Origin of the sequence: Azospirillum sp. INR13 (assembly GCF_015390205.1) — a bacterium.
Taxonomy (GTDB): Bacteria; Pseudomonadota; Alphaproteobacteria; order Azospirillales; family Azospirillaceae; genus Azospirillum.
The window spans coordinates 147,751-165,143 of sequence record NZ_VUOI01000006.1; the positions used below are offsets into that span (position 1 = coordinate 147,751).

Sequence of the window (17,393 nt, forward strand, 5' to 3'; positions counted from 1 at the left end):
CCCCACCCCAACCCTCCCCCGCAGGGCGGGGGAGGGGGCAGTGCTTGTTTTGAAAGGTGGCGGCAGTCCCTCCCCCGCCCAGCGGGGGAGGATAGGTGGAGGCAATCGAAGCCCACACTTCTAAAACCCCACGCCTACCAGACCTGCGGTTGCGGCATTGGGACGCGGGCGAATTTGCCCATAATGTGGGCAGCCCCCGCCATTGCCCGCCCGAACCGACCCCATGACCGACGCCGAGACCGCCGACCTGCTGCCTGCCGAGGCCGATTCGGTTCCCTATGCCGTCGGCTGCTTCCTCGGCGCGATCCTGCTGTTCGCGGCGATGGACACGCTGATCAAGTTCCTGACAGCCGACTACCCGGTGCCGCAGCTGATGTTCGTGCGCTCCCTGGTCGCCTTCCTGCTGGTGGGCGGCTACACGCTGTGGCGGGGCGGCGGGATCGCGGCGATGCGGACGCGGCGGCCCTGGGGGCATGTCTGGCGGGCCTTCGCCGGGCTGATCTCCATGGGGTGCTTCTTCTATGCGTTCCGGGAATTGCCGCTGGCCGACGTCTATGTGCTGAGCTTCGCCGGGCCGCTGTTCATCACCGCTCTGTCCGCTCCGCTGCTGGGGGAGCCGGTGGGCTGGCGGCGCTGGGCCGCGGTGGTGGTCGGGTTCGGCGGCGTGGTGGTGATGGCGCAGCCGTCGGCCGGGGCGCCGCTGGTGCCTGTGCTGGTCGGGCTGTGCGCCGCCCTGTTCTATGCGCTGGCCGCTCTCGCCGTGCGCGGGTTGTCGCGGACGGAGACCAGCGCGTCCATCGTGCTCTATCTGCTGCTGACGACGACGGTGGTCAGCGGCGCGCTGACCATTCCCGTCTGGACCGCGCCGACCGCCTACGCGTTGGGGCTGATGGCGCTGGTCGGCGCAATCGGCGCCGGGGCGCAGGTGCTGCTCACCCAGGCCTTCCGCCGTGCGCCACCGGCCGTGGTGGCGCCCTTCGAATATACCGGCATGGTCTGGGCCAGTCTGTTCGGCTGGATGGTGTTCGGCGACCTGCCGACCGCGCCGGTATTGCTTGGCGCCATGGTCATCATCGGCAGCGGGCTCTACATCCTGCATCGTGAAACCGCGGTGGCGCGCCGCCGGCTGGGTTCTTGACAGGACAGGCCCGGCGGCGACACTCTCGCCGCCTGTTCACGGCTGGGGTGCCCGTGCGGATGCCGGATCGGCGGATGCGCGGGCTGAGACAACACCCATCGAACCTGATCCGGGTCATGCCGGCGAAGGGAGCCGACCGGAACCCGACGGATCGCCTGCAAATGCTCCGTCCCCTCCGCGTCGCTCCGCTTGCCGGCGCGTGTGGAAGGAGTTTGGTCATGCGGCGCGCGCTTTCCCTCCTGATCGGCCTGCTGGCCGCATCGTCCTGTCTGTCGTCCGCCGCGCGGGCCGACGACACGCTGTCGTTTCCGGTGCTGGTGCCGCTGACCGGCTTCCTGTCGCTGGAGGGAACCAGCCAGCGCAACGGTGCGGTCCTGGCGCTGAAGCAGACGCCGGCCGGCATCGCCATCGCGTCGGAGGTCGTCGACACCGGCACCTCGCCCGAGGCGGCGGTGACGGCGCTGGAGCGCGCCGCCGGCAGCGGCACGGTCGGGGCGGTCGCCGCCAGCATGCTCGGCACCCAGATGCTGGCGATGCTGCCGCTGGCGCAGGAACTGAAGCTGCCGCTGGTCACCGTGTCGGGCACCGCGTCGATCACCGAGCAGAGCAACCCCTGGGTCTTCCGCTTCTTCCCCGGCGATGCCGTGACCAAGGCCGCCCACGCCCGCTATGTGGTGGAGGAGCTGGGCAAGCGGCAGCCGGCCGTCATCTACCAGACCACCGCCTACGGGCAGAGCGGCAAGACGCATCTCGACGCCGCCTTCAAGGCACTGGGCGTCACGCCCGTCTTCGAGGAGGGGGTGGACCCCGCCGCCAAGGATCTGCTGCCGGTGTTGACCAAGGCACTGGCCGCCAAGCCCGACGTGCTGATGCTGCATCTGCACTCCGGCCCGACCGCGCTGCTGCTGCGGCAGGCGGCGTCCAGCGGGGTGGCGGTGCCCATCGTCGCCGGCTCCGCCATGCATCAACCGAGCACCGCGGCCCTGCTGGAGCCGGCGGAGCTGAAGGGCGTCTGTGCCGAGACCGCGGCCTCGCCCATCTCGGGCGGTACGCCGGAGGTCAAGGCCTTCACCGACGCCTACCGCGCCGCCTTCGGCAAGGAGCCGGATGCCTTCGCACTCGGCCAGTATGACGGCATGACCATGGTGCTGGAAGCGGTGAAGGCCGGCGCCCGGACGCCGGATGCCATCGCCAAGGCTCTTTCGTCGGAGACCTTCAAGGGCCTCGCCATGACCTACAAATCCGATGGCAAGGGCAACATGGCCCATTCCGCCGTCATCGTCTGCTATGACGGGACCAGCCGCGTGCCGGTGCTGGCGAAGCGGTACGACGACCCCGCGCTCGCGGCGAAGTGAGCGGATGGCGGCGCTTCAACTGCTGGTCAACGGGGTGGCGCTTGGGGCGGCCTATGCGCTGGTGGCGCTGGGATTCGTGCTGGTCCTGAACGCCACCTCGGCGGTGAATTTCGCCCAGGGCGATCTGGTCATGGCCGGCGGGCTGCTGGCGGTGGCGCTGGCACCGCTGATCCCGCTGCCGGGCATCGCCCTGCTGCCGGTGGTGCTGGCGCTGATGGCGGGGTTGGGCCTGCTGCTGGCCCTGATGGCCTATCTGCCCCTGCGTCGCCGGCCGCCGGTGTCGGTCTTCATCAGCACCATCGCCATCGGCATCATACTGCAGAACGGCGCCGCGATCCTGTTCGGGCCGGAGCCGCGCGCCGCACCGCCGCTGTTCGGCGACGACACGCTTTACATAGGCGGGCTGGCGGTTCCCGAGCAGTCGCTCGCCATCGTCGCGGTGGCGGCGCTGCTGATCGGCGCGCAGCAATGGGTGTTCGCCCGCACGCAGCTGGGATGCCGGCTGCGCGCAACGGCACAGGACCCGGAGATGGCGCGGGCCTGCGGCGTGCCGGTCACCGCGATGATCCTGGTGACCTTCGCCATCGGGTCCGCCTGTGCCGGGGCGGCGGGGCTGCTGCTTGCCAACCGCTATTTCGTCACGCCGACCGCGGGCGGCGACCTGATTTTGAAGGCCTACATCGCGGTAACCATCGGGGGCTGGGGGTCGGTGCCGGGGGCTGTGGTGGGGGCGCTGCTGATCGCTCTGTTCGAGGTGGGGGTGTCGTCGGTGCTGTCTTACCCGGTGGCGCTGGGATCGCTGTACCTGACGCTGCTGGCGATCCTGGTGTTGCGGCCGCAAGGCCTGTTCGGCGAAGCGGTGCGGCGCCGTGGCTGAGCGATCCTCGCCAGGCGTCCCGTCACCGCAACCCTCTCCCCTTGCGAGGGCTTTGCATTAGGCCCGGACTATGGGTGGGTGCGGTCGTTTTTGGGCCAGGACAGGATGGCAGTCCTGTCCTGGCTCTTGGCATAGCCGGGCAAGAGCCCTTTAGGCGGGCTCCGGGCAGCGGAAACCGGGGGGCGTGGCGGCATGCGGGCGCACACGTCGCGGCCGTGACCTACCGCCGGAACAGGAACTCGCGGCCGACCTTTACCCGGCGTTCGCCGTCATACTCGATGATGTCGGCGGTCGCATAGGTCTCGGTCCAGCGTTCGGGCAGGTAGCTGCCGGTGCCGATCACGTCCACCGGCGCATTGGCCTCCGCCATCAGGCGGCACTTGGCCGGGCCGAATCCGCTGCTGGCGACGATCTTCACCGCCGGGAAGCCGGCCTCGTCCAGCCTTTCGCGCACGTAATGGATCGCCGCGGCAGACACGCCGGTGCCGATCAGGTAGCGCAGCTGGGTCTCGTCGCGATAGCCGCGGATGGCGTGCGGCGCATGGCGCTCCAGCACGGCATAGGAGCCGGGGGGATCCAGCCCCTCGACGAAACGCCCGCCGGAGGTGTCGAGCCGCAGCGCCAGCTTGCCCTGGGCGGCCAGCTGCGGAAAGCGGCGGCAGACCTCCAGCCCGTCGGTGATCTCGCGGCCGAAATAATCGACCAGCACGGTCAGGGACAGGTCGGGGAAGGTCTCGTGGAACATCTCCGCCGCGCGCACGGTCGAACCGGCATAGCCGATCAGGGCATGCGGCATGGTGCCCATGCCCTTCTCCTGCCCGAAATAGGGGGCGGTGGCGTCGGTGGCGTTGCCGATGAAGCCCTTGGCCCCGACCTTGCGCTTGGCCCGGTCCGACCCGACGGAGGCGGCATAGGCCATCATCTCCGCCATCTCCGTCCCGGCGCAGTGGCGGGCGTCCATGGCGAGGAAGGCGACCTTCGGCAGGTCGGCGCACATGGTGAAGGCGTTGTAGGCGGCGACGCTGGCGGGTCCCAGCTTCTGCAGGATGATCGTCTCGCAATCGACCAGATGATAGAAGGAGCCGGTGACGTACATGATCGGCTCGCCGGCGCCGACCCATTTGCCCTCGGGGTAGTTCAGCTCGATCTGGAAACTGGTGTTGCGCTCGCGCGCCACCGCCTCCAGCCAGTCCACCGCCAGACGCGGGGCGCAGACCACCGGGCGCCGCATGAAGATGGCGTAGGTGACGGTCTTGTCGCCGAATTTGCCCACCGCTTCCCTGGTGCGGCGGAAATAGGTGTCCGTCCAGTCGGGAACCTGGGCGGAGGACGGGTTGAGGGCGGTCGGCCCTTTGCCGGCCATTCCGCTTCCCGCTGCCCGGCCGCCAACTGATCGGTTGTCGGTGCTGCTCATACCGGTAACCCTCGCCTTCCGCCCCTGTCCGCGCCTGTGTCCGCGCATGGCTTTGCGATGCTTCGTTCTGGATCGCCCGGCCGCCGGACAGGGCAGCCGGCCGGTTGTGTTGGAATCCCAGCATTATACGCCCCGGGCGGGCGGGGGAAGAGGCTTCCCATCCTGCCAACCCGGAACGGATGGCAGCATTGCATTTTCCGATGAGATTTCCGGTGCCGACATCTACGGTGAACAGATCAAATGCCGGTGATGTCGCCGCGCAGATGCTGCAGCCGTTGTCCTGCTTCACCTGTCGCATTCAGAGAAAAACCAGATCAAATACCGTTATTTGACCTACCACTTCCGCGCTTTTAAAGTCGTCGCACAGGCTTCGATCGCAACAGGGCGGCTGAACGGAATGGCGAAGATGACCGCGACCGCCGAATCGGCTCCGCCCGCCCTGCCCTCCTTCGAAGGGACGGGGAACCGGATCGTTCTGGCGCTGATCGGGCTGATGCTCGCCTTCGCCGGCGCCGGGGTCGGCGGCGCCCTGCTGCTCCGCCCGGTCCCCGCACAGGGCGCCTTCGCCGCTCCCCGAATCGGCATGGCACCAGCCCCCGCGGTCTACGCCGCCTTGCCCACCCTGACCCTGACCCTGAACGACGGCCGCCGCCTGCAGGAATTGCGGCTGCGCGCAGTGTTGGAGTTCGACCCGGCGACGCCGTTGGAAACGGTGACCCCCCACCTGCCGCGCATCGCCGACGCCATCAGCCGGCGCCTGCTGGAGGTCGATCCGGCCGAACTGCGGGGGGCCGACGGGCCGGCCTATGTCAAGGACGCACTGCGCCACGTCGCCAACAAGACCATGCGGCCGTTGAAGCTTCGACAAGTGCTGATCCAGGATATGCTGCTGCGCTGACGGCGCGCTTCCCAACGCCCCTTGCCTCCCCATATCCTGCCGGACCACATCCGGCAGCCTCGTGACCGTTCGCGGGCTCCGTTCGTGGCGTTCAAGGGTCAAGTTGCGGAAGGAGACGGCCGTGGCCGAGTTCGATTTCGACCTCTTCACCATCGGGGCGGGGTCCGGGGGCGTCGCCGCAAGCCGGCGCGCCGCGTCCTACGGCGCGAAGGTCGCGATCTGCGAGGGCAGCCGCGTCGGCGGCACCTGCGTGATCCGCGGCTGCGTCCCGAAGAAGCTGCTGGTCTACGCCGCCCAGTTCCGCGACGGCTTCGAGGATTCCTGCGGCTATGGCTGGAACTCCCACACGCCGTCCTTCGACTGGGAAACGCTGATCGCGCGCAAGGACCGCGAGATCGACCGGCTGAACGGCATCTACATCACCATGCTGAAGAACTCCGGCGTGACCCTGTATGAGGGATTCGGCCGGATCGTCGACCGCCATACGGTGGAGGTCGACGGCAAGCGCTACACCGCCCGCAACATCCTGGTCGCCACCGGCGGCTGGCCGTCGCTGCCGCCGATCGAGGGGATCGAGCATGCCGCAACCTCAAACGAGGCGCTTCATCTCGAAAAGCTCCCCCATTCCGTGCTGATCATCGGCGGCGGCTACATCGCCGTGGAATTCGCCAGCATCTTCCGCGGGCTGGGCTCCGAAGTGACGCTGATGATCCGCGGCGACGATTTGCTGAACGGGTTCGACGACGACATTCGCGTGGCTCTGGCGCAGGAGATGCGCAAGCGCGGCATCAGCATCATCTCGCGCTGCAAGCCGGTGAAGCTGGAAAAGGGTGCGGGCGGCTATACCCTGACCGACCATATGGGCCGCGAGCATTCGGCGGGCCTCGTGATGGCCGCCACCGGCCGGCGCCCGAACACCAAGAATCTCGGCCTGGAAGAGGTCGGCATCACCCTGAACGAGGCCGGCGCGATCCCGGTCGACGAATGGTCACGCACCGGCGTGGACAACATCTACGCCATTGGCGACGTCACCGACCGCATGGCGCTGACCCCCATCGCCATCGCCGAAGGCCGCGCCCTGGCCGAGACGCTGTTCAACGACAACCCCATGCACATCGGCTACGACAACGTACCGACCGCGGTGTTCTCGCTGCCACCGCTCGGCACCGTCGGGCTGACGGAGATGCAGGCCCGCGCCCGATACCCGCAGGTCGACATCTACAAGGCCGGTTTCCGCCCGATGAAGCATACCCTGTCCGGCCGGGACGAGCGGGTGCTGATGAAGCTGGTGGTCGATGGCGAGAGCCAGCGCGTGCTGGGTTGCCACATGATGGGCATGGACGCGCCGGAGATGATGCAGCCGCTGGCCATCGCGTTGAACTGCGGCGCCACCAAGCGCGACTTCGACCGCACCATCGCGCTCCACCCCTCCACCTCGGAGGAATTCGTGCTGATGCGCGAGAAGGCGGAGCCGGAAAAGAAAATCTGACCGCCTGAAAAGCGGGACTGCCGGAACGGGCGGCGCGAGGGACACCACCCCTTCGCGCCGCCTTTTTCGTGGAATCGCGTCTTCTTCCATGCACCGGGAGTTATAGCACGCCAAGACAGGGCATTTTTCCTGGAACACTTCTAAAGATCGTGGGTTGAGGACAGGTGAGCGATCCGGAACGGCACGTCCTGCTGGTCCCCCTGCATCCCCGGCGATGGGCCGGTCCGGATTTCTCCGATCCTCGGCCCCCGCCAGGCGGGCCATCAGACTCAGGAGGAGTCCCTCGCATGTTCATGCACAACAAAAAGCTCATGTACACGGTGCGCGTGTCGGAGCCCAACCCGGTGCTCGCCAGCCTGATGCTGGAGCAGTTCGGCGGCCCGCAGGGTGAACTCGCCGCGGCCATGCGCTACTTCACCCAGGGTCTGGCCGACGAGGATCCGGGCCGCAAGGACATGCTGATCGACATCGCGACCGAGGAACTGAGCCACCTCGAGGTGATCGGCTCCATCGTCGCCATGCTGACCAAGGGCGCCAAGGGCAAGCTGGCCGAGGGTGCGGAAGAGACCGCCGACCTCTACGCCAACATCACCCAGGGCAACGGCAGCCACACCCTGTCGCTTCTGTATGGCGGTGGCCCGGCTCTGGTGAACTCCGCCGGGCAGCTGTGGACCGGCGGCTACATCGATAGCATCGGCGACCCGATGGCCGACCTGCGCTCCAACATCGCGGCTGAATCGCGCGCCAAGATCATTTACGAGCGCCTGATCAACGTCACCAACGATCCGGGCGTGAAGGATGCGCTGGGCTTCCTGATGACCCGCGAGATCGCCCACCAGAAGAGCTTCGAGAAGGCGCTCTACGCCATCGACAACAACTTCCCGCCGGGCAAGCTGCCGGGCAAGCCGGAATACACCGACAAGTACTACAACATGAGCCAGGGCGAAGGCGACATGCGCGGCCCCTGGAACCAGGGCGCCCAGTGGGAGTTCGTGGACGTCAAGATGGGCGACGCCCCGGTCAACGGTGGCGACGGCAACCCGACGGTCAAGCTGGCCGCGTCGGAGATGGCCGCGGTCAACGCGGTGGCCGCCCGCACCATGTCCAAGCCCGACGCCGATCCGATGACCGGCGCCGACCTGGGCGCCGGGCCGGGCGCCGGCAAGACCAAGACCACCACCGGGGGCTGACCGCCTACTCTCCCGGCCGCTCCGGCGATGCCGTCCCCGTCACTGCGCGGGGACGGCGCTCTCCTGCTGCTCCGGCGGTGCAGCCCCATCAGCCAGACCAGCAGGCACAGCGCCGGAATGGCGCCCGCCATCGACAACAGGAAGAAGCTGATCCAGTCCATACGCTCCGCCAGCCAGCCGGACGAGGCGCCGAACAGGTCGCCGCCCAGCTTGTAGAAGCTCGACAGCAGCGCATACTGGGTTGCGGTGTAGGCGACGTTGCACAGCCCCGACAAGTAGGCGACGAAGGCCGCGGTGGCGATGCCGCCGCAGATATTGTCGATCACCACCGTCACCGCCAGAATCGATACGTCGTGTCCGGTCCAGGCCAGCAGGACATAGCCCAGGTTCGACACCATCTGCAGGATGCCGCCGATCAGCAGGCCGCGCAGCACCCCGACCTTGCCGACCAGAAGCCCGCCCATCAGCCCCCCGGCGATGGTCGCCCACAGGCCGAACAGCTTGCTGACCGTGGCGATCTCCGACTTCGTGAATCCCAGGCTGATGTAGAAGGTCGACGACATCTGGCCGGCCAGCACCTCCCCCAGCTTGTAGCTGGCGATGAAGGCCAGGATCAGCACCCAGGCCCGGCGCTCCATGAACTGCAGGAACGGCGCCACCACCGCGCCATAGAGCCAGGCGAGCATCACCGCGCTGCGGCCCGACAGATGCGGCCGGCGCGCCAGCCACTCGGCGATCAGCTTTTGACGGGCGTTGGGCGGCGGTTCCTTCGGTTCGCGGCACAGCAGGATGGTCGCCATCCCCACCAGCACCAGCGCCGCCATCGCTTCGTAGGCGGTTCGCCAGCCATAGGCCTCCGCGATGAAGAGGGCGCCCGCCCCCGCCGCCATCAGGCCGAAGCGATAGCCCAGCACGAGCACCGCGGCACCGGCCGCCTGCTGATGCTCCTCCAGAACCTCGACGCGGTAGGCATCGACGACGATGTCCTGGCTGGCGGAGCAGAAGGCGACCAGCACCGCGCACAGCGCGGTCCACCACAGATCCTGTCCGGGATCGGTGGTGCCCAGCCCCAGCAATGCCGCGATCAGCGCCGCCTGCGCCGTCAGCGCCCAGCCGCGCCGCCGGCCGAACAGCCGCGTCACCACCGGCAGCCTCATGCGGTCGATCAGCGGCGCCCACAGGAACTTCAGCGCATAGGGCATGGTGACCAGCGCGAACAGGCCGATGTTGGTCCGGCTGACGCCTTCCTCGGTCAGCCAGACATTCAGCGTGGCCCCGGTCAGCGCCAACGGCAGCCCTTCGGCGAAGCCCAGGAACAGGATCGCCAGCACGCGCGGGTCGCGGTAGACCGCCAGGGCCTGCCCCCAGGAGGACAGGCGACTTGCCCGCCAGGATGTCGCTTTCACCAAAAAGGCTCCTCTCGGGCAATGATCGGGGCATTGGTCGGGGGGTGGTCGGCTGCCCCGATGTATAAAGGGCGCAAGGCCCCGCCGCCAGCGGCGCCGACGCGAACTTCCTTTCATCTGAAATCACTCCCGGTGGCGGAGCATGGGGAGCCGCGGCACAGCATTGCCGGCAGGCGGGCCGAAACTGTGGAAAAGTTACCGCGAGTCGCGCTATAGAGTACCCCCCAACGGGATTCGCCGCCGGTCGTTCGCCGCCCGCCCGGCCCCCGTTCCGCAATCGTCAAGGAAGAGCAGGCGCGTCATGGTCGAGCGTTGGACACCCGCCAGTTGGAAGACGAAACCGGCGAAGCAGTTGCCGACTTATCCCGACCAGTCCAAGGTCGAGGCGGTCGAACAGCGCCTGTCCTCCTATCCGCCGCTTGTCTTCGCCGGCGAAGCCCGCCGGCTGAAGGCCAAGCTGGCCGAGGCCGCCGCCGGCCAGGCCTTCCTGCTGCAGGGCGGCGACTGCGCCGAGAGCTTCGCCGAATTCCACCCCAACAACATCCGCGACACCTTCCGCGTCCTGCTGCAGATGGCCGTGGTGCTGACCTTCGGCGCCTCGATCCCGGTCATCAAGGTCGGCCGCATGGCCGGCCAGTTCGCCAAGCCGCGTTCGGCCGACATGGAGGCCATCGACGGGGTCGAGCTGCCGTCCTACCGCGGCGACATCATCAACGGCTTCGACTTCACCAGCGACGCCCGCGTTCCCGATCCGGAACGCATGATGCAGGCCTACACCCAGGCCGCCGCGACGCTGAACCTGCTGCGCGCCTTCGCCCAGGGCGGTTACGCCGACCTGCACAAGGTCCATCAGTGGACGCTGAGCTTCGTCGAGAAGTCGCCGGCCGGCGAGCATTTCCAGGAGCTGGCCAACCGCCTGGACGAGACGCTGGCCTTCATGGCCGCCTGCGGCATCACCGCGGAGACGACGCCGCAGCTGCGCGAGACCGACTTCTTCACCAGCCATGAGGCTCTGCTGCTGCCGTTCGAGCAGGCGCTGACCCGCATCGACAGCACCACCGGCGACTGGTACGACGTGTCGGCCCACATGCTGTGGATCGGCGACCGTACCCGCCAGCCCGATGGCGCCCATGTCGAGTTCCTGCGCGGGGTGAAGAACCCGATCGGCCTGAAATGCGGCCCGACCACCGACCCGGACGAGCTGATCCGCCTGATCGACATCCTGAACCCGACCAACGAGGCCGGGCGCCTGACGCTGATCGTGCGCATGGGCTCCGACAAGGTGGCGGAGAAGTTCCCGCCGCTGCTGCGCAAGGTCCAGCGTGAAGGCCGCACGGTGGTGTGGTCCTGCGACCCGATGCACGGCAACACGGTGAAGTCGACCACCGGCTACAAGACCCGTCCGGTCGAGCGGGTGCTGGCCGAGGCGCGCGGTTTCTTCGAGGTGCATCAGGCCGAAGGCACCCATGCCGGCGGCGTGCATTTCGAGCTGACCGGGCAGGACGTGACGGAGTGCACCGGCGGCGCCCAGGCGATCACCGACCACAATCTGGCGCTCCGCTACCACACCGCCTGCGACCCGCGCCTGAACGCCAGCCAGTCGCTGGAACTGGCCTTCCTGCTGGCCGAAAAGCTGAAGGAAGGCCGCCAGTCGCGCGACGCCCAGCGCCGCGCCGCCGTCGCGGCCGAGTGATAGGGGGCGAATGATCGGAGTGGGGTGGGCGCTCTCGCCGCGCCTACCCCGCCCGTTCCTGTCGCACCTGCGGGTTCCTTGGCTCCCGATGGCTCGGTAAAGCCGGGGAAGTGGATGCACTTTGCGTCATCCCCGCAAAGGCGGGGATCCAGGAGACTCCGCAATCAAGCGGCTGAAACGGCTGGATTCCCGCCTTCGCGGGAATGACGCCCAAAATTTGCTCGACCCCGTTTTAGTACCGGAAGCCGCGATGTGCGGATGCCGTAGCCTACCGCACCACCATCCGGTCCAGCAGGATATCCTTCACCCGCACGCCACGCAGTTCGCGGTCGAGCACGCCCGCGATTGTGCTTTTCATCAGCATCGCGCCATCTGCCCCCGTCAACTGTTGCGGGTCGATCTGGCGCATGCGGTCGGACAGTTGGTCGGAGATGCGGGGGACGTAGGGGTCGGCGACCTTGCCGTCCACCGAGGGATCGATCTCCAGCAGGACCTTGACGTCGACCATCCGCGCGCCGCCACCGCCCAATCCGAAGGTCATCATCGGCAGGGCAGCGTATTTCTTGTCGGCCCCCGGCTGTGCCTGCGGCGCAGGCGCACGGTTCTTGCTGGCAACCACGGCACCCGTGGTGCCGAGCGCCGCCAGCGCCAGCAGCAGGCCGGTCAGAACCAGCGGCATCAGGGACACCGTTTCCCCATGCCGGTTGCGACGGACGAGCCGCAAGATCGCCTTTCCGCCCCCAATCACGAGGGTCAAAAGTCCCATCGCCGATGATGCTAGGCCTGCACCAAAGGCAGGTCAAATACCGATCGATCGGCCTGACGGACAATCCGTCCGCTCAGCCGGCCGGGATAACCGGGACATTGTCGATCAGGCGGGCCTTGCCCATCCAAGCGGCGGCGAGGAGCCGGGCGGGACGGGTGACGGCGGTCACCGGCTCCAGCGTTTCGGCGTCGCGGAGTTCGACATAGTCGATGGTGCCGAATCCGGCCTCGGCGATCCGGCCGCGGATGCCGGTCAGGGCACCGTCGGCCTCGGCCCCGCGGGCCAGTGCCTCGGCCGCCGCGGTCAGCGCACGGTGCAGCTCCGGAGCGCGGGCGCGCTCGTCGGCGCCGAGATAGGCGTTGCGGGAGGACATGGCGAGCCCGTCGACCTCGCGCACAGTCGGCAGCCCTTCGACGCGGACGGGGATGTCGAGATCGCGGGTGAAGCGGCGGATCACCATCAGCTGCTGATAGTCCTTCTCGCCGAACACCGCGACGTCGGGCAGGGCCTGCAGGAACAGCTTGGTCACCACCAGGGCGACACCGCCGAACATCTGCGGCCGGAAGGCACCGCACAACCCCTCCGCCGGGCCGCCGACGGAAATGGCGGTGGCGAAGCCTTCCGGATACATGGCGCGCACCGACGGGGCATAGAGCGCGTGACAGCCCGCCGACGCGAGCTTGGCGGAATCGCCGGCCTCGTCACGCGGGTAACGGTCGAAATCCTCATGCGGGGCGAACTGGGTCGGGTTGACGAAGACGCTGGCGACCACCCGGTCGGCCAATTCCCGCCCGCGCCGCACCAGGCCCAGATGCCCGTCATGCAGCGCCCCCATCGTCGGCACGAGGGCGACGGTCTGCCCCTCCCCGCGCCAGGTCGCGACCTGTGCTCGCAGATCCTCGACCGTCCTCAGGATCGGCAGGTCACTGGAGGTCTGGGCGGCGGTCAACGTCATGGCGGCGGTCCTTGCGCGTCGAATTCGCGCGCTGGATAACGCGTCGGACCGTTCCTGTCCAGAAAAGCTTTCCGTAAGACAGACTGTTGCCGACGTGGCGGCGAAGGCATTTCCTTCCCCGCCGCGTCGACCGTGGAAAATCAGCGCTTGATGGTGATGCCGACCAGATAGGCCAAGTTCGCCCAGGCCAGCAGCGTGGCGAGCAGGGCGGTGAAGGACGGGACGAAAATCACCGAACCGATGATGATGGCGAGGACCACGACGAGCAGGCCGAGAGAGAGCAGAGCGATGCGGGTATCGTCCATGAGGTGAAGCTTTCCGAAGCGGGTGACAGGGAATGACCCAACCTACCGTATTGCAACGCAAACGGGGCTGATCTGCGTCAATCGACCGCGGATTCGCCGACTATATAAGCAATATATAATTTACGTTCTGGTGTGGTTCCGCTGCGTCCCGGGGCCGACAGCGGCTTGGCCCCTGGCAGGATAGCCGGGAAAAGAAAAAAGGCTCCGGACTCTCGTCCGAAGCCTTTTCGATGGTGGGCGCGACAGGGATTGAACCTGTGACCCTTCGCGTGTGAAGCGAATGCTCTCCCGCTGAGCTACGCGCCCGAACCCTGAAACTCTTTGCCCCGTTCCGTCCGGCCGTTCCGGCTGGCTTTCCCGGGAGCGTCGCGACCGTCTTTCGTCGGCCCCGCCGCTGCGGTGGGCGGGTTTCTACGGCCTTCCCTGCCGGGTGTCAAGCACCAGATTCATCACCATCTTAAAAAAAGATCTCGCCGCCAGCAGGAGCCCCGGACCGTGCCCCATCCCAGCCCTCTCCGCCTCCCCAACCGTTTCGGAACGGTCCTGCTGGCCGCCGGCCTGTCGCTCCCCCTGTTGCCGCTCGCAGCACCGGCGGTCATGGCGGAGCCGCTGAAGGCGACCTACCGCGTGTTCGTCGGCGGCGTCACCGCGCTGGACGTGGATGCGACGCTGGACGTGACGGGCGACCGCTACCGGATCGCGGTGTCGGCGGTGACGGGCGGCACCGTCGGCCGCCTGTTCACCTGGAAAACGGAATCGGAGAGCGACGGCCGCCGCCAGGGCGACGACCTGAGGCCGGCCAGCCACCGGCAGTCCAGCCGGTTCCGGGGGGAGCCGCGCAACGTCACCCTGACCTACGGGCCGCAGGGCGACGTGTCCGCCACCGTCACTCCCCCGCCGGAGACCGACGACCGCGAGCCGGTGCCGCCCGCCCTGCAGCGCGGCACGCTGGACCCGCTGTCCGCCGTGCTGGACCTGCTCTTCGCGGTGGGAGCGAGCGAACGCTGCGACCGGTCGCTGCCGGTCTTCGACGGGCGCCGCCGCTATGACATGATGTTCACCGAGGTTGGGCGGAGGATCGTCGATCCGTCTCGCTATTCGGTCTTCGCCGGCGTCGCCCGGCAATGCCGGGTCAGCTACAAACCAGTGGCGGGATACGGCAGGTCCGGCCCCACCGGCCGCTTCTGGCAGCGGAGCAGCCCGGCGGACCGGCCGCCGGTGGATCTGTGGCTGGCCCCGGTGGCCGCCGGCTATCCGCCCCTGCCGGTGCGGCTGGAGACGGACAGCGATTTCGGCAGCGTGGTCGTCCACCTGACGAGCGTCACGCCGCCAGCGGCAGACCGCCGGACCGGGGCCGCACAGGCGCCGATCCGTTGACCGTTGCCGCGGGCGTGATCCCGGCGGGCGAGCGGGTGTCGAGGATCAGGTCCGACGGCTGAATGCCGGCGCGCCGCATAGCTTCGCTCAACGCCCCCGCTGACGGCCAGAGAAGGCGGCCGTCCAATTCCAGCAGCGCGCCTTCCAGGAGCGCCGCATAGCCGCCCAGTTTTCCCATATGAACGATCCGAGCCATGCGAGAGACCATGGTGGAGTTCCTTCCCATTGGGGACCGCCGTAGCGCGGCGTCGACTGCGGCACGACGTGCCGCCGCCCGGCCCGCACCCGGCAGGTTCTTGATTGCTTGTCTTGCCTGCCGGAAGCGGACAGCATCAGCAGCAGGAGCGTGGTGCAGATGGCCAGAGAACCGGCCGTCACGGCATCGTCCTGCATCATGGGGCGCCCTCCCGGATCGACCCTAATACTGTAGGGGCTTTGCCGCGCCCGCGGGCGGATCCTGAGGGATACCGCAGCTGTCCAAAAGGATAGTATCAGCGTATGCATCGTTCCGTTGCACCGGCGGTCGCCGGGGTGAACGGACTGTCCGCAGCCTTCACGGAGCGTTTGGCGCATCGGCAGGGTGGTGCGGGACCGGCCGGCACCCACCCTCTCCACACGCATGCCCGCCTTGGGCCGATCCCGACCGAAGCGGCTATTTCCGCCGTCCGGTGCAGGACCACGCCATGGCCGGCGCGGCTATGACAAGCTGAAACAATCTGCAGAAAACCAGTATTGTCAATGGGTTAAGTAAAGAAGAGGCGCGTCATTTTCTTTGATGGGCGGTCGCACTGCAGCGACCGCCCGTTTCGCATGTATAGCCTCCGTCCGCCAGGAAGGGGCTTGCCGGCTAAGTTATTGAAAATTCTGGATCACGAGGAAAGAACGGAGGACGAAAAGGTACCGGATTCACCTCCGACTTCCACACGGAGTTCCACACGTGCCGATCCGGCCGACAACTGATTACGAAAGCGCGTCCAAGTGATTGGGCAAGGTGCAAATTTGCTGCGAGGCTAGCTCCCGCTCATGGCCTCTTTCAAGACCATTTCCTGGCTGATTAGCTTGTCGATCATGGGCTGGTAGACGCTTTTCACTACATTTTTATGGATATCACGTCTTATTGACTCTATGACTCCATTCAAATCAGAAAGAAGAGCTTTCTTTTCTTCCTCTTTATCATACGCGTTGTATGCCTCAATGACGACGGGTATTAGCATTCCGATGTATGGTAGTGCTCTTGAAAGCCGTGACGTCATGGTTATTCCAAGGGACTTCGTCAGATTTCCAACAACAACACTGGTTATTTTTCCAATCGTGAAGCCCGCAATTGCACCTTTCGCCATCTGCGCTCCATCGAAAACAACGCTGTTATTGAACCCTGTTCCATTAAACCGTTGGGAAAGGCTCTCCCAGTTGATACTAACATCGGCAAAATTCGATGGATTTACTTCGCGACTCTTAATTATTATTTCTTGGAAGCGAGATTGAAGTTGTGCAAGCATAAGCTTGTGCATATTGTTGAGAGCTTGCGCCGTTTCATCGATGGAAAGCGCGATTTCTTCCTCAGTCATCTGCGGTCTTAGTACTATTTTTGCAAATTGTTGCTGGGTGTAGACCTCCATATCCGCAGATATTGCATCTCTCAGAGTCTGTCCTGAAAGATTATTTCCGAGCAAGCCTCCGGAGCATCAGGCGGATCATAGCGATGCGTATGAAAGCAACGGAGGTGCGGAGGTACTGCTCGTAATGTCGGACGAGGCGTCGGCAGCGGGTGAGCCATGACAGCGTTCGCTCAACCAGCCATCGCTTTGGGAGCACGACAAAGCCTTTGGCCTGATCGGAGCGTTTGACGATCTCCAACTGCCAGTTACCGGCCTCCTTCACCTTGGTGGCCGCGACCTCTCCTTGGTAGCCGCCATCGGCGAAGATCACCTGGATGAAGGGGAACAGCGCGCGGGTTGCCTTGTCGAGGACCAGGGCTGTGCCGTCGCGGTCCTGGATGTCGGCAGGGTGGACGGCGACGTTCAGGAGCAGGCCTAGCGTATCGACGAGGATGTGGTACTTGACGCCTTTGATCTTCTTGCCCGCGTCATAGCCGACCGGGTCCGCCGCAGGCCCCCTTTTTCCGCCGTGCGGACGCTCTGGCTGTCCACGACGGCGGCGGTCGGGCTGGCCTCGCGGCCTTCCCGTTCGCGGACCTGTTGGTAGAGGTCATGATGGATGCGCTCCAGCGTGCCATCCCAGGCCCACAGGTGCAGATAGCCGTGTACCGTGCTGCGCGGCGGCAGGTCCTTGGGAAGGTGGCGCCACTGGCAACCCGTCTCCAAGACGTACAGCACACCGTTCAGCACCGCCCGGACGTCGACGCTGCGGTGCCGGCCACCGCGTCGTGCCGGCGGGATCAGCGGCTCGACGATCCGCCATTCCTCATCGCTCAGGTCGCTCGGGTAACGCAGCATGCTACGATTATGGCGCTCCCGCTTCTCCGGCCTCCACATCCTCACCTCCGTCTTGGAGGCTCCTTTGAATCACA

The 17,393-nt window shown here is 66.6% G+C and carries 14 protein-coding genes, 1 tRNA gene, 2 pseudogenes and 1 riboswitch; of the genes and pseudogenes, 8 read left to right on the plus strand and 9 right to left on the minus strand.

Going from position 1 to position 17,393, the window contains the following annotated elements; translation table 11 throughout:
• Window positions 1–223 precede the first annotated feature (223 nt).
• The 3 genes from F1643_RS07490 (at window position 224) to F1643_RS07500 (ending at window position 3,370) form a co-directional block, all read left to right on the plus strand.
• The gene (locus F1643_RS07490) at window positions 224–1,138 is read left to right on the plus strand and encodes a DMT family transporter (protein ID WP_194912324.1); all 915 of its coding nucleotides are present in this window, start codon (window positions 224–226) and stop codon (window positions 1,136–1,138) included.
• Between the two features lie 33 nt (window positions 1,139–1,171).
• Window positions 1,172–1,286: riboswitch (TPP riboswitch) on the plus strand.
• A 70-nt stretch (window positions 1,287–1,356) separates the two neighbouring features.
• Entirely contained in the window at window positions 1,357–2,493 is a 1,137-nt protein-coding gene (locus F1643_RS07495) for an ABC transporter substrate-binding protein (RefSeq protein ID WP_194912326.1), read from the plus strand.
• A gap of 4 nt (window positions 2,494–2,497) precedes the next feature.
• Complete coding sequence (locus F1643_RS07500; RefSeq protein WP_194912329.1) at window positions 2,498–3,370, plus strand: branched-chain amino acid ABC transporter permease; 873 nt, start codon at window positions 2,498–2,500, stop codon at window positions 3,368–3,370.
• 220 nt (window positions 3,371–3,590) lie between these two features.
• On the opposite strand, the gene F1643_RS07505 is transcribed toward F1643_RS07500, so the two are convergent.
• Window positions 3,591–4,733, minus strand: coding sequence for a nicotinate phosphoribosyltransferase (locus F1643_RS07505; RefSeq protein ID WP_194912331.1), 1,143 nt, complete (start codon window positions 4,731–4,733; stop codon window positions 3,591–3,593).
• A gap of 457 nt (window positions 4,734–5,190) precedes the next feature.
• Here F1643_RS07505 and fliL point away from each other — a divergent pair, with 457 nt between their 5' ends.
• The 3 genes from fliL to F1643_RS07520 all read left to right on the plus strand — a co-directional run bounded on the left by fliL (window position 5,191) and on the right by F1643_RS07520 (window position 8,361).
• The gene (fliL, locus tag F1643_RS07510; protein WP_255542510.1) at window positions 5,191–5,682 is read left to right on the plus strand and encodes a flagellar basal body-associated protein FliL; all 492 of its coding nucleotides are present in this window, start codon (window positions 5,191–5,193) and stop codon (window positions 5,680–5,682) included.
• Between the two features lie 121 nt (window positions 5,683–5,803).
• Entirely contained in the window at window positions 5,804–7,171 is a 1,368-nt protein-coding gene (gene gor, locus F1643_RS07515) for a glutathione-disulfide reductase (RefSeq protein ID WP_194912336.1), read from the plus strand.
• A gap of 287 nt (window positions 7,172–7,458) precedes the next feature.
• Window positions 7,459–8,361 (plus strand): manganese catalase family protein, encoded by a 903-nt coding sequence (locus tag F1643_RS07520; protein ID WP_194912337.1) that lies wholly within the window; start codon window positions 7,459–7,461, stop codon window positions 8,359–8,361.
• Between the two features lie 608 nt (window positions 8,362–8,969).
• On the opposite strand, the pseudogene F1643_RS07525 reads toward F1643_RS07520, so the two are convergent.
• Window positions 8,970–9,884 (minus strand): annotated as a pseudogene (locus tag F1643_RS07525) (MFS transporter); the annotation flags it as partial.
• 184 nt (window positions 9,885–10,068) lie between these two features.
• Here F1643_RS07525 and F1643_RS07530 point away from each other — a divergent pair.
• Window positions 10,069–11,460 carry a class II 3-deoxy-7-phosphoheptulonate synthase gene (locus tag F1643_RS07530; protein WP_194912338.1) on the plus strand — a complete coding sequence of 464 codons (1,392 nt, stop codon included), beginning with the start codon at window positions 10,069–10,071 and terminating at the stop codon, window positions 11,458–11,460.
• Between the two features lie 268 nt (window positions 11,461–11,728).
• On the opposite strand, the gene F1643_RS07535 is transcribed toward F1643_RS07530, so the two are convergent.
• The 4 genes from F1643_RS07535 to F1643_RS07550 form a co-directional block, all read right to left on the minus strand.
• Window positions 11,729–12,184 carry a flagellar basal body-associated FliL family protein gene (locus F1643_RS07535; RefSeq protein ID WP_255542511.1) on the minus strand — a complete coding sequence of 152 codons (456 nt, stop codon included), beginning with the start codon at window positions 12,182–12,184 and terminating at the stop codon, window positions 11,729–11,731.
• Between the two features lie 115 nt (window positions 12,185–12,299).
• Window positions 12,300–13,181, minus strand: a complete 882-nt coding sequence (gene panC, locus F1643_RS07540; RefSeq protein ID WP_194912340.1) for a pantoate--beta-alanine ligase — start codon at window positions 13,179–13,181, stop codon at window positions 12,300–12,302.
• Window positions 13,182–13,321: 140 nt separating this feature from the next.
• Window positions 13,322–13,486 (minus strand): sugar tyrosine-protein kinase, encoded by a 165-nt coding sequence (locus F1643_RS07545; protein WP_149224507.1) that lies wholly within the window; start codon window positions 13,484–13,486, stop codon window positions 13,322–13,324.
• Window positions 13,487–13,717: 231 nt separating this feature from the next.
• Window positions 13,718–13,792 (minus strand) — tRNA-Val (locus F1643_RS07550).
• A gap of 189 nt (window positions 13,793–13,981) precedes the next feature.
• On the opposite strand from F1643_RS07550, the gene F1643_RS07555 reads away from it, so the two are divergent.
• The gene (locus F1643_RS07555; protein ID WP_370540509.1) at window positions 13,982–14,863 is read left to right on the plus strand and encodes a DUF3108 domain-containing protein; all 882 of its coding nucleotides are present in this window, start codon (window positions 13,982–13,984) and stop codon (window positions 14,861–14,863) included.
• Here the strand turns inward: F1643_RS07555 and F1643_RS07560 are convergent.
• From F1643_RS07560 to F1643_RS07570, 3 genes and pseudogenes are all read right to left on the minus strand, one after another.
• Window positions 14,808–15,059 carry a hypothetical protein gene (locus F1643_RS07560; protein WP_255542512.1) on the minus strand — a complete coding sequence of 84 codons (252 nt, stop codon included), beginning with the start codon at window positions 15,057–15,059 and terminating at the stop codon, window positions 14,808–14,810. The two genes, F1643_RS07555 and F1643_RS07560, sit on opposite strands and share 56 nt — an antisense overlap.
• 814 nt (window positions 15,060–15,873) lie before the next feature.
• The gene (locus F1643_RS07565) at window positions 15,874–16,482 is read right to left on the minus strand and encodes a hypothetical protein (protein WP_194912343.1); all 609 of its coding nucleotides are present in this window, start codon (window positions 16,480–16,482) and stop codon (window positions 15,874–15,876) included.
• Window positions 16,483–16,522: 40 nt separating this feature from the next.
• Window positions 16,523–17,358: pseudogene (locus F1643_RS07570) on the minus strand (IS5 family transposase).
• Window positions 17,359–17,393 lie beyond the last annotated feature (35 nt).